Genomic DNA, 15,238 nt, shown 5'->3' on the forward strand with positions numbered 1-15,238 from the left:
CGGCCGCCGCGGTGATCACCGCGGCGGACGGGGGGAGCAGCTGGTTACGACGTGGCGGAGGTGGACTCGTCGATGTCGAAGAGTTCGCCGATCAGGCCGCCGAGGAATCGTCGGTGTTGTGACGATATTTCGGCGGCCGCTGCTTCGTCCCGGGCCGCGCACAGTGTGATCAGGTTGTCGTGGTGTTCGATGGCGTCCTGCCAGCCGCGGAGGCTGGAGAACTTGCGGTAGTAGATCCGGTGAATCTGCGGGTGCACCTGGTGCATGAGGCGCTTGAGCAGTGGGTTGCCGGCAGCGTCGACGATGACGCCGTGGAAGGTGTCGTCCGCAGCGAGGGCCGCACCGATGTTGTCGGTCTTGATCGCCTGCGCGAGGTCGTCGTTGGCGGTGCGCATCACGTCGATCATGTCGTCGGTGAGGTTGGGCACCCCCGTTTTCACGGCCAGCTGATCCAAGACCTCCATCACCGCCAGCGTCGCCTCGACATCGGCGCGGTTCAGCGGGGTGATCCGGGTGAAGGCGGCGGGTTTGGCCTCGACGAGTCCGGTGTCGATCAGCCGGGTCAGAGCCTCGCGCACCGGGGTGCGGCTCAGGCCCAGATGTTCGGCAAGCTCGCTGTCCTTGACCTTGGATCCGGGCGCGAGCTCACCGGTGACGATCGCGTCGCAGATCCGCTCGAACGCGACGTCGCTCATGCGGGGGCGCTCCACCGGATTATCACGCAACATACTGGATACTGTACTCTGCACGCCGCACGCTCCCGGGGGCCGCGTGGGTGAGTGCCGGGCGCCTTGTCGCGACGATACCGAGTGTGTCTTCGTCGACTGTTCATGGTCCGGGCCCCGACTACCCATCCGCGCTGCGTCGCCCGGCGAGAACCGTGTCGCCGAGTTCGTCGCCAGGCTCGCCCCCGGCCGTAGCCGGCACGGAGCTGGGCGTTGCCGCAGACCGACCGGCCTTCGCCTCGGCTTTCTCTTCTGACTTGTCGATCACCGTCGCGGCGAGGGAGTTTCCGACGACGTTGACCGCGGTGCGGGCCATGTCGGCGATGAAGTCCACCCCCAGCAGGAGTGCGACGGCTTCGGCCGGAAGGCCGATGGTGTTACCTGCGGCGATGAGCACCACGATCGAGGCGGAGGCAACGCCGGCCATGCCCTTGGACAGGATGACCAGCACGCCGACCATCAGCAGCAGGGTGGGGATCGAGGTGTCGACGCCGTAGGCGTTGGCGAGGAAGACCAGGGCGACTGCCTGGTAGAGGACGGAGCCGTCGGTGTTGAACGAGTAGCCGAGCGGCACGACGAACGAGGTCGTCGAGCGGCTGACGCCGAGCCCCTCGAGCTTGAGCAGCAGTGGCGCGAGCACTGCCTCGGAGCTGCGGGTGACGAACGCAAGTCCGACCAGATTTCCGATGGCCTTGAGCATGGTGACGTACTCGACGCGGAAGATCGCGGCGATGATCGGAAAGATGATGCCGAGGATGATCGCCATCCCGACGTAGACGACGGCGAGGAAGCCGAGCAGGCTCGACAGGTTCCCGAACCCGTAGTGCGCGACGTCGTAGCTGATGAAGCCCAGCACCCCGAGGGGAGCGAGGCGAATGACGTAGCCGACCACCTTGAACATCGCGTTGGCGAGCGAGTCGAGCACGGACGTCATCGGTTTCGACTGCTCACCGATCGCGGCGAGTGCGACGCCGACGAACCCGGCGAACACGATCACTGCCAGCAGATTCCCCTCCGCGAAGGCGGCGAAGACGTTCTTCGGGACAGCGTGCAGGAGTAGTTCGTGGAAGTCGATGCCCTGCTCGAGGGTCTCGACGGAGGCTTCGTCGGCGCCGGCGACGGGGGCGCCGGAACCGATGTCGAGCAGCTTCGCCAGCGCGACGGCCATCAGCAGGATGATCGTGGTGACGATCTCGAAGTACAGGATCGCCTTGGCGGCCATGCGCCCGACCTTCTTCGCCGAATCCATGCGCGCGATTCCGAGCACGATGAGCGGGAAGACCAAGGGGACGACGATCATCTGAACCAGGTTGAGGAACACGTCGCCGGCCAGTTTGAGTTGCTCGCCGACGGCGGGGGCGAACGTGCCGATGAGTGCGCCGACGCCGACGGCGATCAGTGACTGCACACCGATCGGCAGCTTCCAGAACTTCCACCACTTGCGTGGTGTGCGAGACGTATCGGCGTTCTCGGGCGCTGTCGCCGAGTCGGCAGGGATGGCGGGGGATGTCGTCATTCAACGGCTCCAATATATTGGATGTGGTGTACTGTGCGACAACAGTGATCGACGTCATAGGCCCTGTCAAGTAGAACGGCGAATTAGGTGTTGGTGGAAAAGTTGAGCGACAGCGATGTGCGGATCGAGCACGACTCGATCGGAGATCTGGCGGTACCGGCGGCGGCGTACTACGGCGTCCACACCGCCCGGGCGATGGAGAATTTCGCGATCACCGGGTCCACCATCGGTCAGTACCCGGCACTGGTCGCGGCGTTGGCGACGGTGAAACAGGCTGCCTGCCTGGCGAACCGGGACCTGGGCCTCCTCGATGACCGGCGGGCCGATGCGATTGTGGCCGCGTGCACGGAGATTCGTAATGGGGCACTGCTCGACCAGTTTCCGATCGATCCGATCCAGGGCGGAGCGGGCACCTCGTCGAACATGAACGTCAACGAGGTCATCGCGAACCGCGCACTCGAGATCCTGGGGTTCGGACGCGGCGCCTACACCGAACTCGACCCCCTCACTCACGTGAACCTGGGGCAGTCCACCAACGATGTGTATCCGACCGCGATCAAACTCGCGCTGGTCGAGCATCTCCGACTGTTGATCGCCTCGCTCGGTCGGCTCGCGGAGTCATTCGAGCGCAAGTCGATCGAATTCGACGACATCGTCAAAATGGGTCGCACCCAGCTGCAGGACGCGGTACCGATGACCCTGGGGCAGGAGTTCGCCGCCTACTCGATCATGCTGAACGAGGACTGCGCCCGGCTCTCCGAGGGAGCGCTTCTGCTGCTGGAATCGAACCTCGGCGGCACCGCCATCGGCACCGGGATCAACGGCCATCCCGAGTACTCCGCGCTCGCCTGCAACTACCTACGCGAGCTGACCGGTGAACCGGTCGTCCCGGCCGGCAATCTGATCGAGGCAACCCAGGACTGCGGAGCATTCGTGCAGGTCTCCGGCATCCTCAAACGGGTCGCCGTCAAGTTGTCCAAGACGTGCAACGATCTGCGGCTCACCTCCTCCGGGCCGACCGCCGGGCTCGGTGAGATCAATCTGCCTCCGGCCCAGGCGGGTTCGTCGATCATGCCCGGCAAGGTCAACCCGGTCATCCCCGAAATGGTCAACCAGGTCGCGTTCGAGGTGATCGGCAACGATCTGACGGTCACGATGGCCGCCGAGGGCGGGCAACTCCAGCTCAACGCGTTCGAACCCGTCATCGTCTACAGTTTGCTGCGCTCCACGACGCACCTGGCCGCGGCATCGGACACCCTGGCTGTGAAGTGCGTCGACGGGATCACCGCCAACCGCGACCGCCTCGAGCAGGGTGTTCGGCGCTCGATCGGCATCGTCACCGCGCTCTCGCCGTTCATCGGATATGCCGCCAGCGCGGATATCGCCAAGAGGGCCCTGGCGACCGGCGCCTACGTCGGCGACCTCGCCGTCGACGACGGTCTGCTCACGCGCGCGCAGGTCGACGACATCCTGTCCCCCCGTAGACTCGCCGGCCTGCTCACCGCACCCACGGTGGACCGCGAATTCGCCGCACTCGACGATCTCACCGGTGTCGCCGCGCACTGATCGACGCATCACACCCAGCACCTCGAATGCAGGACAGCGCAGTCCTCGCCCGAGTAGAAGTTCACATCGAGAGGAAACGAGAATCGGATGACCCTCACATCGTCGGCACAAGCCGCCATTGTCCCCGCGACACATGCGCGCTCCTGGCTTCTGGTCGCGGGCTCACGTCCGGACGAGTTCGCCGCAGCCGCGGACTCGGCGGCAGACGCGGTGATCTTCGACCTCGAGGATGGTGTCGTTCCGTCCTCGAAAACACAAGCCCGCGACGCCGTCAGACAGTTCCTCGCCGGTGGGGGCACCGGGTGGGTGCGCATCAACGACGTCACCACCGCGGACTGGACCGCTGATCTGGACGCGATCCGGGGGCTCCCGGGACTGAGTGGTGTGATGCTCGCCAAGACCGAATCCGCGGACGACATCGATCGCACGGCTGCCGAGCTGCCCCACACCCCGATCCTCGCGCTGGTCGAATCGGCGCGTGGCGTCGAATTCGCCTTCGACATCGCCTCGGCCGACGCCACGACCCGAATTGCCTTCGGCACCGGAGACTTCCGTCGGGACACCGATGCGGGCGCCGAACCCGGCGCGCTGGCCTACGCGCGGGGACGGCTCGTCGTCGCCAGTCGGGCGGCCGGCCTCCCCGGTCCCATCGACGGCCCGTGCCTGACCGGCGAACCCGATCTGTCCGAGGCCTTGGCCGTCACCAGGTCGATGGGCATGACCGGCAAGCTGTGCATGCACGTCGGTCACACAGTGATCGTCAATCGCGAACTGTCCCCGCTACAGAGCGATGTGGCATGGGCTGCCGAGGTCATCGCACACCTCGGCGCGCAGGGCGAGAACATCGCCGACGGCAGCGATCGCCCGAAACTCGCCCGTGCCCTGCGAATCACCCACCTGGCCGACGTCTTCTCGGTGTCGGTCTGAGCGTGCCGGCGTGCACCGGCTACCCGACCTCCCCGATCACGTCGCGCAGTACCCGCGTGACCGTCTGCACCGCAGGTGAGGGATTTGAGTCCTGCCAGGCCATGGCGATGGGGAGGGTGGGGGCGTCGCCGGCGATGGGCAGGTATTCGACGCCGTCCATCGTGAGGTGCGCCGTCGAATCCACCACGACGGCCACGCCGACACCGGCGCCGACCATTGCGAGCAGGCTGTACGGGTCGGGCGCCTCGTGCGCAACGACGGGGGCGAATCCCGCTGCCGCGCACAGGGCGAGCGTGGCGTCGCGGACCACGGAACCGTGTTCGGCGGGGTAGATCACGAACCGTTCGCTCGCCAATTCCTGCGGCACGACGGCGCCCGCGTCGACGAGACGGTGCCCGGCCGGGACCGCCACCATCAGTGCCTCCTCGAGCACGGTGTGGGTGGCGAAGCCCCGCGGGACCGGCAACCCCACGATGCCCATGTCCAGGGTTCCGCGGGTGAGGGCGTCGAGCACCTCACCCGAGTACATCTGCGGGCGTAGATCGAGTTCGATGCCGGGGTAGGCGTCGGCGAGGGAACGGGCGAGAACGGACAGCACCGTGTAGCCGCCTGCACCGCCGAAGCCGACGGTCACGCGGCCGGTCTCCCCGGCGGCCGCCGCCTGCGCGATGCCCCGCACGATCCCGACCTGCGCCTCGATGGTCCGGGCCGGACCCACCAGCGCCTCGCCCGCAGCCGTGAGCCGCACGGAGCGGGTGGTGCGGACGAACAGGTCGGTGCCAAGTTCCCGTTCGAGGGCCCGCACGGTCTGGCTGAGCGGGGATTGCGCCACATGGAGACGCTCGGCGGCCCGGCCGAAATGCAGTTCTTCCGCGACCGCGAGAAAGGCGTGCAGGTGACGGAGTTCCACGACCCCTCCTCGGAACTATGTGTCTGAATCACCTAAACAAGCTGAATTAAGTCTTGGACTCTACACGGAATCCCGGCCATAGTGATGCACACCACCCCTACCTCGGTGTGACGCCCAAGAGCACGAAAGTCAGGGAGAACCGTGAACCCGATTCCCGGCCGCGACGCGGCACCACCCGAATACAGCACCCGGCAGGCCCGCAAGGCCGGTGTCACCGCGTTCGTCGGCACCACCATCGAGTGGTTCGACTTCTACATCTACGGCACCGCCTCCGCGCTGGTACTGGGCAGGCTGTTCTTCCCCGACGCCTCGCCCGCGGTGGGCACCCTCGCCGCCTTCGCGACGTTCGCGATCGGCTTCGTGGCCCGCCCGCTCGGCGGGATCGTGTTCGGTCACTTCGGCGACAAGTTCGGCCGCAAGAACGCCGTGATCATCACGCTGATCCTGATGGGGATCGGAACGGTCGGCGTCGGCTGTCTCCCCACCTACTCGCAGATCGGAATCTGGGCGCCGATCCTCCTCGTCGCGCTCCGCGTGGTCCAGGGCATCGCGATGGGCGGTGAGTGGGGTGGCGCCGTGCTCATCGCCACCGAATTCGCGCCGCCGAACAAGAAGGTGCTGTACGGCGCGTTCGCGCAGCAGGGATCGCCCGTCGGCAATCTGCTCGCGACCCTGGCGTTCCTGGCGCTGACATTGTTGTCGGACAGCGTGTTCGAGTCCTGGGGCTGGCGCCTGCCGTTCCTCGCGTCCGCCGCGCTCGTCGTCGTCGCACTGTACATCCGGCTGCGGATCTCGGAGACACCGGAGATGAAGAAGGCCGTCGTCGCCCAGGAGCGCACCCGGATGCCACTCGTGGAGGTGCTGCGCTCGCATCCGGTCGAACTCGTCCTCGGCGTCGGTGCCGTGGTCGCGGGTGTCGCCATCACCTACGTGAAAACCACGTTCGCACTCGCCTGGGCCACCGCCGACCTCGGATTCGACCGCGGGGACTTCCTACTCGTCATCACGATCGCGCTCGTCGCACAGGTACTCGTGCAGCCGTTCGGCGCCGTGCTGGCCACGAAAATCGATCCGTCGCGGGCGATCCGGTGGATGCTGCTGCCCGAACTCGTGTTGCTGCCGTTGATGTTCCTCCTCGTGCAGACCGGATCGGTGCCCCTGGCCATGCTCGGCATGGTGCTGGCCACCGCACCGCACGCGATGTACTACGCCGCGCTCGCCGGCATCCTCGCCCAGGTCTTCCCGACCAACGTCCGCTACACCGGGATCTCGCTGTCGTATCAGCTGTCGACGGCAATCTTCGCCGGAACAGCTCCGATGCTCTGCCAGTTCCTGCTCACCCACACCGACTCGATCTGGCCGGTCGTCGCCCTCGGACTCGGCTACGTCGTGCTCTCGCTCGCCTGCATGACCCTGCTGCTCCGCCGCGGGAAAGCCCGGTCGGGCGGGACCGCCGCCGAGCCCCGTCCCGAACAGTCCTCGACCCGGAAAGATGCTGCCCACTCATGAATTTCGCTCACACCGATCCCGCCCTGCGCGCCGTCGTCGACCGGTGGACCGCACCGTCCGACCGCGACAAGCTGAACACCCTGCTCGACCGGCTGGGCGCCGACGCCGGCGGGCGACTCGACGCCCTCGCCGCCACCGCCGACAAGAATCCGCCGGTGCTGCAGCAGTTCGACCGTGACGGCGAACGCATCGACCGGATCGCCTACCACCCCTCCTACCAGGAACTGTGCCGAGCCGCATACAGCGAATACGGACTGTCGGCACTGTCGCACCGCGGCGGCCTGCACGGCTGGGACGACGTCCCGCCGCACCTGGTCAAGTACCTCGCGTCGTACGTCTTCGTGCAGGCCGAGTTCGGGTTGGCGTGCCCGGTGTCGATGACGGATGCCGCCGCCCGCACGCTGCGCATGTTCGGCGACCCGGACGTGTTCGGATCGTGGATCGACGCACTGACGTCGACGGACCCCGCCGGCGCGATGACCGGCGCGATGTTCATGACCGAACCGCAGGCCGGCACCGACATCGCCCGCACGGAGACCCGGGCCGAGCGTGACGGCGACGCGTGGCGGCTGACCGGGAAGAAGTGGTTCGCGTCCAATCCCGACGCCGACGTCATCGTGACCCTGGCCCGGTTCCCCGGCGGTGACGACCAGTCCACCCGCGGCGTCGGAATGTTCATGGTGCCCAAGGTTCTGGCGAACGGCGAGCGCAACAGCTATACGATCGACAGGCTGAAGGACAAGCTCGGCACCCGCTCGATGCCCAGCGGCGAGGTGTCGCTGACCGGTGCGTACGCCCTTCAGGTGGGCGAACTCGACCGCGGGTTCCGGCAGATGGCCGAGATGGTGAACACCTCGCGGCTGTCGAACGCGATGCGGTCGAGCGCGCTGATGCGACGAGCCGTGCGCGACGCCGTCGACCACACCCGGGAGCGGGTGGTGTTCGGCAAGGCCCTGTTCGACCAGCCCCTGATGCGCGCAACCCTGCTGCCGCTCGCGCTCGACGCCGAGGCGGCGCTCGCCCTGGTTGCGTACAGCGCGCAGTGCCTGCAGGCGGCGGACGCCGGCGACGACTCCGCGGGTGCCCTGATCCGGGTCCTCACCCCGCTCGCGAAGCATTACATCTGCAAACGGGCGCGCGTGGTCACCGGCGAGGCCATGGAGGTGCGGGGCGGCAACGGCTACATCGAGGAATGGGCCCACGCCCGCCTGGTCCGCGACGCCCACCTGGGGTCGATCTGGGAAGGCTCGAGCAACGTCATCGCCCTGGACGTGCTGCGGTGCATGCGCAAGCTCGGTGCGCATCACCGGCTGGCGGACACGATGCGCGGCATCCTCGCCGGACTCGGACCCGACTGCGGCCCCGGCGCCGACGTTCTCCACCGACGCTGGAACGACCTGGTCGCGGAAGGCGACCTGCTGGTCGCCGGAGACGACGACACCGCGCAGGCCGGGTGCGCGCGCTACGCGAACGAACTGGCCCGAGCGGCGATGGCCACACTGCTCTACGACCTCGCCGACTTCGCGATCACCGCGGGCAGCGGCTACCGGTCGCTGCTCGTCGCGAACGCCTACCTGTCCGGCGACACCGGGCACCTCTGTGGGGCGGCCCTCGACCACCTCGGGGCCGTCGTCCACGGCATCGATGTCGCCGCGGAGGCCGCGCAGGCCGCCGCACCCCGATCCGACTCTGCGACAGGAGTTCTCCTGTGACCACGACCCACACCGGACCGGCGCCCCTCGAGGGGGTGCGGGTGCTGGACCTCTCCAAGATCCTCGCCGGACCGTACGCCACCATGTCGCTCGCGGACCTCGGCGCCGACGTCACCAAGGTCGAACACCCCGACGGCGGCGACCCGACACGGTCGTGGGGTCCGCCGTTCGTCGGCCCCGACGCTACGTACTACCTCGCGATCAACCGGGGCAAGAAGTCGGTGACCGTCGACCTCAAATCGGAAGAGGGACAGGACGTCATCCACCGCATCCTGGAGGAGACCGACGTCGTCGTCGAGAACTTCAAGCCCGGCAGCGGGCTGCAGCGGATCTTCGACTACCGGACGCTGTCCGAGCGGTACCCGCATCTGGTCGTGCTGCACATCTCCGCGTTTGGGGAGGACGGTCCGCTGCGCGACGAACCGGGTTACGACATGATCGCGCAGGCCGCAGGCGGACTGATGTCGCTGACCGGTGAGCCGGGCGGGGCGCCGATGAAGGCCGGATTCGCGATGGGGGATCTGGGGGCGGCGCTCTTCGGTCTGATCGGCGTGCTCGCTGCCCTGGTGGAGCGGTCGCGGACCGGCCGAGGGCAGTACGTGACGACGTCGCTGTTCGAGTGCCAGCTCGCCCTGCACGTGAACTGGGCGACGAATTACTTCGCGACCGGCGAGCGTCCCGGCGCGCTGGGCTCCGGTCATCCCAATCTCGCTCCGTATCAAGCGTTTCCCGCCAGCGACGGATACTTCGTCGTCGCGGTGGGCAACGACAATCAGTGGGGGAGCCTGTGCTCGGCGATCGCACGCGAAGACCTGACGACCGACCCGCGATTCGAGCGCAACCGTGACCGCGTGGCGAATCGCGGCGATCTCGAGCGGGAACTGTCGACGGCCTTCGCGTCGGGCACCGTGGAGCACTGGTGCGACACGCTCACCGCACACGCCGTGCCTGTGTCACCGATCCGGCATCTCGACGAGATCTACGCCGACCCGCACACTGCGGCACTCGGGATGATCGGCACGGTCGACCACCCGACGCTGGGCAGTCTGCAGCAGATCGCGTTCCCGGTCAGTTTCTCCGGCGAACGCCCGCATCTTACGTCCGCGCCGCCGGTACTGGGCGCCGACACCGACGCGATCCTCGGTGCCCACCGGCCGCAGTCGGTGGTCGGCGGGTAGACCCGGCTACCCGCCCTCGCGCAGCAGCGCGACGTCGGACACCATCCGGATGTGATCGGCCATCGCACGGGAAGCGCCCGCGGAGTCCTGGTCTCGAATCGCCGTCGCAATGCGGCGGTGCCCCTCGAGCGAGGCCCGCGGGCGTTCGGCTTGGGAGAGGGATTCGATCCGGGTCTCCCGGATCAGCCCGGAAATCTCGTGCATCAGCTTGGCCAGCAGTGACGAGTGCGCTGCGACAGTGATGGCCTCGTGGAACTGCTCGTCGCCGACGACGCCGCGATCTCCCGCGGCGATCTCGGCTTCCATCGTCGCGAGGGCGGAATCGATCGCCACCATTTCCGCGTCGGTCCGGCGCTCGGCGGCGAGCCCGGCAAGTTTGACCTCGAGTGCCTCGCGGGCCTCGATCACCTCGGGGAGACGGTCGGCGTGTTCCCGGAGCGCCTTGACCGCTCGTTCCTCGATGGGGCGGCGGACGAGCACGGCACCGTCCCCGTGCCGCACCGACACCACACCCTGCACCTCGAGGGCGACGAGCGCCTGACTCAGCGAAGCGCGACTCACGCCCAGTTGAGCGGCGAGTTCACGCTCGGCGGGGAGGCGGTCGCCCGGCGTCATCTCGTGGTCGGCGATATGGGCGCAGAGCTGTTCGACGATCACCTCGTACAGCCGCGGTCGTGCTACCGGACGCAGTTGCTCAGCCACTGGGCCACCCACTCTCCATTCCACTGAAACTACTCCACGGTATCTCGCACAGGCATGTAACCGCACCCATAGTTCCTATTGACAGTGATCCATGACACTGCTTTTATGAAGTGGCTAGGCCAATCTGCCACTGAGTCAATTTGCTCGCGGGCGGCGGTCGAGACCAGTTGCCACTGCCACAGAACCGGAGACTTTTCATGTCGACCGAGTTGATTCCCATACTTGCGCTCGCTGTCATGTTCCTGGCGGCGACCGTGCTGCCCGTGAACATGGGCGCTCTCGGCTTCGTTGCCGCCTTCTTCGTCGGAACCCTGTCACTGCACATGAGCAGCGACGACATCATCGCCGGATTCCCCAGCAGCCTGTTCCTGACGCTGGTCGGCATCACTTACCTCTTCGCGATCGCCCAGAACAACGGGACCGTCGACCTCATGGTCCGCGGGGCGGTCCGGCTGGTCCGCGGACGTGTCGCGCTGATCCCCTGGGTGATGTTCGGGATCACGGCGGTACTCACCGCTATCGGCGCGCTCGGCCCCGCCGCCGTCGCGATCGTCGCGCCGATCGCTCTCGGCTTCGCCGCCCGCTACAAGATCAACGCCCTCCTGATGGGCATGATGGTCGTCCACGGGGCGCAGGCAGGCGGGTTCTCGCCGATCAGCATCTACGGCGTCACGGTCAACGACATCGCGTCCAAGGCGGGATTGACCAACAGCCCGCTCACTCTGTTCCTCGGAAGCCTCCTGTTCAACGCCGCTATCGGGGTACTGCTATTCGTCTTCCTGGGCGGACGGGACCTGATCGGGCGCAGCGTGCACGACGACGCCGCCGGGGACACGGGAGGAAGCGGCGCCGGTGGGTCGGGCGGAGGAGTGCCCGCGACCGGAGGCGACTCGGGATCGGGAGGGGCCACCGCGACCAAGGTGCGCCCGACAGCGACCCTCGCGGGCGCACCCGCACGCTCCGGAGTCACATTCGATCAGGCCCTCACTCTGGTCGGTCTCGCCGCGCTCGCCGTGTTCTCGCTGATCCTCGACCTGGACGTGGGATTCATCTCGATGACGGTGGCCGTCATCCTGGCGCTCGCCTCGCCGAAGGCGCAGAAGGGTGCGATCGCGCAGATCAGCTGGTCGACGGTTCTGCTCATCGGCGGCGTGCTCACCTTCGTGGGGGTCCTGCAGGAGGCGGGCACCGTCGAGTACGTCGGAAACGCGGTCGCGAGCCTGGGGATGCCGCTTCTCGTCGCCCTGCTGCTCTGCTACATCGGGGCCATCGTCTCGGCGTTCGCGTCGTCCACGGCGATTCTGGGAGCGACCATTCCGCTCGCCGTCCCGTTCCTCCTCGCCGGTGAGGTGGGCGCGGTGGGAGTCATCGTCGCGCTCGCCATCTCCTCGACCATCGTGGACGTCAGTCCGTTCTCGACCAACGGAGCGCTGGTCCTCGCGAACGCACAGAATGTCGATCGAGACCGCTTCTACAAGCAGATCCTGAAGTACAGCGCCCTCGTCGTCGCCATCGGGCCACTCGTGGCCTGGGCGATTCTCGTGGTGCCCGGCTGGCTCTGACGGTCGGCGGGGAGGCGACCCGGCCCGCCTCCCCGCGTCCTTGCGTCGATTCTCAACCTCTTGACATCGGTCGGATCAAATGTTTCATTTAATTGGCTAGTCCACTAGGTCACTGCACCAACAGTCCAGCTCTCGCGGCTCTCGCCAGGAAGTAACGGGTGGTTTCACATGTCCACGAACACGATGGAGCGCACAGGTCCGCTGCAAGGAGTGGTCGTCGTCGATCTGACCCGCGCACTTGCGGGCCCCCACGCCGCGATGATGCTCGGCGACCTCGGCGCCGACGTCATCAAGATCGAGACCCCGCACGGCGGCGACGACACCCGCGGATGGGGGCCGCCCTTCGTGGAGCCGGCGGACGCAGAGCGGGAATCGACGTACTTCCTGTCCGCGAATCGGAACAAGAAGTCGATCACCCTCGACCTCAAGGCCGACGACGGACGGGCCACCCTCGAATCCCTCGTCCGGCGCGCCGACGTCCTCATGGAGAACTTCCGCACCGGCGTCCTCGACCGCCTGGGATTCACCACCGAACGGCTCGCGGAGCTGAACCCGCGCCTGGTCGTCCTGTCCATCAGCGGATTCGGTCACGACGGACCCGAAGGCGGACGCGCGGGGTACGACCAGATCGCGCAGGGCGAGGCCGGGCTGATGTCGCTGACCGGCCCCAATCCCGACGACGTCCAGCGCGTCGGAGTGCCCATCGCGGACCTGCTCGCCGGCATGTACGGGGCGTTCGGCGTCGTCGCCGCCCTGCAGGAACGTGAGCGCACCGGACGGGGCCGCGTCGTGCGAACGTCGTTGCTGGCCAGCGTCGTCGGCGTGCACGCCTTCCAGGGGACGAAGTGGACCGTCGCCGGCGAGGTCGGCGAGGCGCAGGGCAACCACCATCCCTCGATCTCGCCCTACGGGCTGTTCCGCACCGCCGACGGCGCCGTCCAGATCTCCGTCGGCAGCGAAGGACTGTGGAAGCGGTTCTGCGCGGGCTTCCACCTCGATCCGGACACCCCCGGAATGGCCACGAATCCCGAACGCGTCGAGAACCACAAGCAGGTCCTGGAACTGGTCGAGGATGCGTTCGGCGCGTACACCAGCGACGAACTTCTCATCGAACTCGACCGCATCGGGGTGCCCGCCGGACGCGTCCGGACGATCTCCGAAGTCTACGAATGGGAGCAGACCAAGTCGCAGGGACTGCTCGTCGACGTCGACCACCGCACACTCGGCAACATCACGCTGCCCGGCCCGCCCCTGCGGTTCTTCGAACCGGACGGCACCGAGGTGACCGAGACCCGGCACACCGCACCGCCGGTGCTCGGCGCGGACAACGACACCGTGTTGTCGTGGCTGAAAGAGTGCAGCTGATGGCTCGCCTGACCGCTCCCGAACTGCTCGACCTCGTGGTCGACGCCGGCACCTGGGAATCGTGGGACACGCCTCCGATCCAGGTCGCGGCGGACTCCGAGTACGCCGACGAACTTCTTCGCGCACAGGAGAAGACCGGCCTCGACGAGGCGGTGCTGACCGGGGTGGCCACCATCCGCGGCCGCCGAACGGCAATCCTCGTCTGCGAATTCGGCTTTCTGGGCGGCTCCATCGGCGTTGCCGCAGGCGAGCGTCTGGTCGCCGGGATCCGGCGCGCCACGCGCGAACGCCTTCCGCTGCTCGCCCTGCCCACGTCGGGTGGCACGCGAATGCAGGAGGGAACGACCGCGTTCCTGCAGATGGTCAAAATCACGGCGGCGGTGATCAAGCACAAGGAGGCGCACCTGCCGTATCTCGTCTACCTGCGGAGCCCCACGACCGGCGGTGTCTTCGCATCCTGGGGGTCGCTGGGGCACGTCACCATCGCTGAACCGGGAGCGCTCGTCGGCTTCCTCGGACCGCGCGTGTTCGAGGCGCTGTACGAGTCGCCGTTCCCGGCGGGCGTCCAGACCGCCGAGAACCTCCACGCGCACGGACTCATCGACGCGGTGCGGCCGCCGGACCAACTCGCCGAGATCGTCGACCGCGCGCTGCGCATCATCACCTCCGGCCGTGGTGGCCGGCCGTCGCTCGCGGACGCCCCCGTGCACGAGAGTCTGCCGGACGTCCCCGCCTGGGATTCGGTGGTCGCCTCGCGCCGCGAGGACCGGCCGGGTGTGCGTGAGGTGATGTTCCACTCCGCGTCGGATGTTCTTCCGCTCAACGGAACCGGTCAGGGTGAGGTCGATCCGGGTTTGATCCTCGCTCTCGTCCGGTTCGGTGACATGCCGTGCGTCCTACTCGGACAGGACCGTCGAGGGCAGACCACGCGGTCGCCGCTCGGCCCGGGCGCGCTGCGGGAGGCCCGCCGGGGAATGCGGCTGGCGGCGGAACTGAACCTGCCGTTGGTGACGGTCATCGACACCGCGGGCGCGGCATTGTCGAAGGAGGCGGAGGAAGGCGGTCTGGCCGGTGAGATCGCCCGCTGCATCGCCGACATGGTCTCGCTCGACGTCCCCACCATCTCTCTGCTGCTCGGGCAGGGCACCGGTGGCGGCGCGCTCGCGTTGATCCCGGCCGATCGGGTGCTCGCGGCCCAGCACGGCTGGCTGTCGCCCCTGCCACCCGAAGGTGCGAGCGCGATCCTGCACCACGACATCGCGCACGCGCCGGACATGGCCGCCCGCCAGGGAATCCGGTCGTCCGATCTCCTTGCGACCGGCATCGTGGACGAGGTAATCCCCGAATTCCCCGATGCGGCAGAAGAATCCACGGCGTTCTGCACCCGGGTGGGTGCGGTGCTCCACCGCGAGCTGTCGCTCCTCGATGCGGCAGACACCACCCAGCGACTCTCCGACCGTGCGGAGCGATTCGACCGGATCGGTCTGTTGCAGCCCGCACACGCATGACCGCGGCGCCGGGGATCCCGATCGGATCCCCGGCGCCGCGTCCATTCACTGGTCCTCG

At 67.6% G+C, this 15,238-nt stretch carries 12 protein-coding genes; 8 read left to right on the forward strand and 4 right to left on the reverse strand.

The window, feature by feature from the left end; all coding sequences use genetic code 11:
- Nucleotides 1-44: 44 nt before the first annotated feature.
- Both HGB39_RS07740 and HGB39_RS07745 read right to left on the reverse strand, forming a co-directional pair.
- A complete protein-coding gene (locus HGB39_RS07740; protein ID WP_005250515.1) occupies nucleotides 45-728 on the reverse strand; it encodes a GntR family transcriptional regulator in 684 nt (227 codons plus the stop codon).
- A gap of 118 nt (nucleotides 729-846) precedes the next feature.
- Nucleotides 847-2,241 (reverse strand): dicarboxylate/amino acid:cation symporter, encoded by a 1,395-nt coding sequence (locus HGB39_RS07745; RefSeq protein ID WP_005574632.1) that lies wholly within the window; start codon nucleotides 2,239-2,241, stop codon nucleotides 847-849.
- A gap of 117 nt (nucleotides 2,242-2,358) precedes the next feature.
- On the opposite strand from HGB39_RS07745, the gene HGB39_RS07750 reads away from it, so the two are divergent.
- The gene (locus HGB39_RS07750) at nucleotides 2,359-3,807 is read left to right on the forward strand and encodes an aspartate ammonia-lyase (RefSeq protein ID WP_043793981.1); all 1,449 of its coding nucleotides are present in this window, start codon (nucleotides 2,359-2,361) and stop codon (nucleotides 3,805-3,807) included.
- An 87-nt stretch (nucleotides 3,808-3,894) separates the two neighbouring features.
- Nucleotides 3,895-4,734 (forward strand): HpcH/HpaI aldolase/citrate lyase family protein, encoded by an 840-nt coding sequence (locus HGB39_RS07755; RefSeq protein ID WP_005574630.1) that lies wholly within the window; start codon nucleotides 3,895-3,897, stop codon nucleotides 4,732-4,734.
- Nucleotides 4,735-4,753: 19 nt separating this feature from the next.
- Here HGB39_RS07755 and HGB39_RS07760 read toward each other — a convergent pair whose 3' ends face one another.
- Nucleotides 4,754-5,644: a LysR family transcriptional regulator gene (locus tag HGB39_RS07760; RefSeq protein WP_005250530.1), complete on the reverse strand. Its 891-nt coding sequence runs from the start codon at nucleotides 5,642-5,644 to the stop codon at nucleotides 4,754-4,756.
- Between the two features lie 141 nt (nucleotides 5,645-5,785).
- On the opposite strand from HGB39_RS07760, the gene HGB39_RS07765 reads away from it, so the two are divergent.
- Genes HGB39_RS07765 through HGB39_RS07775 form a run of 3 tightly spaced genes read left to right on the forward strand, consistent with a single transcriptional unit; the run spans nucleotide 5,786 to nucleotide 10,043 of the window.
- A complete protein-coding gene (locus tag HGB39_RS07765) occupies nucleotides 5,786-7,153 on the forward strand; it encodes an MFS transporter (RefSeq protein ID WP_005574629.1) in 1,368 nt (455 codons plus the stop codon).
- Nucleotides 7,150-8,865, forward strand: coding sequence for an acyl-CoA dehydrogenase family protein (locus HGB39_RS07770; protein ID WP_005574628.1), 1,716 nt, complete (start codon nucleotides 7,150-7,152; stop codon nucleotides 8,863-8,865). Before HGB39_RS07765 ends, HGB39_RS07770 begins: the two co-directional genes overlap by 4 nt.
- The gene (locus HGB39_RS07775) at nucleotides 8,862-10,043 is read left to right on the forward strand and encodes a CaiB/BaiF CoA transferase family protein (RefSeq protein ID WP_005574627.1); all 1,182 of its coding nucleotides are present in this window, start codon (nucleotides 8,862-8,864) and stop codon (nucleotides 10,041-10,043) included. The genes HGB39_RS07770 and HGB39_RS07775 overlap by 4 nt, the downstream gene beginning before the upstream one ends.
- Nucleotides 10,044-10,049: 6 nt before the next feature.
- On the opposite strand, the gene HGB39_RS07780 is transcribed toward HGB39_RS07775, so the two are convergent.
- Nucleotides 10,050-10,745 (reverse strand): FadR/GntR family transcriptional regulator, encoded by a 696-nt coding sequence (locus tag HGB39_RS07780; protein WP_005574626.1) that lies wholly within the window; start codon nucleotides 10,743-10,745, stop codon nucleotides 10,050-10,052.
- A gap of 197 nt (nucleotides 10,746-10,942) precedes the next feature.
- Between HGB39_RS07780 and HGB39_RS07785 the strand changes: the two genes are divergently transcribed.
- The 3 genes from HGB39_RS07785 (at nucleotide 10,943) to HGB39_RS07795 (ending at nucleotide 15,180) form a co-directional block, all read left to right on the forward strand.
- The gene (locus tag HGB39_RS07785) at nucleotides 10,943-12,307 is read left to right on the forward strand and encodes an SLC13 family permease (RefSeq protein ID WP_005574625.1); all 1,365 of its coding nucleotides are present in this window, start codon (nucleotides 10,943-10,945) and stop codon (nucleotides 12,305-12,307) included.
- A gap of 168 nt (nucleotides 12,308-12,475) precedes the next feature.
- Nucleotides 12,476-13,672, forward strand: coding sequence for a CaiB/BaiF CoA transferase family protein (locus HGB39_RS07790; protein WP_005574624.1), 1,197 nt, complete (start codon nucleotides 12,476-12,478; stop codon nucleotides 13,670-13,672).
- The gene (locus tag HGB39_RS07795) at nucleotides 13,672-15,180 is read left to right on the forward strand and encodes a carboxyl transferase domain-containing protein (RefSeq protein ID WP_043793979.1); all 1,509 of its coding nucleotides are present in this window, start codon (nucleotides 13,672-13,674) and stop codon (nucleotides 15,178-15,180) included. The genes HGB39_RS07790 and HGB39_RS07795 overlap by 1 nt, the downstream gene beginning before the upstream one ends.
- Nucleotides 15,181-15,238 lie beyond the last annotated feature (58 nt).

It is taken from the genome of Rhodococcus opacus (genome assembly GCF_012396235.1).
GTDB lineage: Bacteria > Actinomycetota > Actinomycetes > Mycobacteriales > Mycobacteriaceae > Rhodococcus_F > Rhodococcus_F opacus.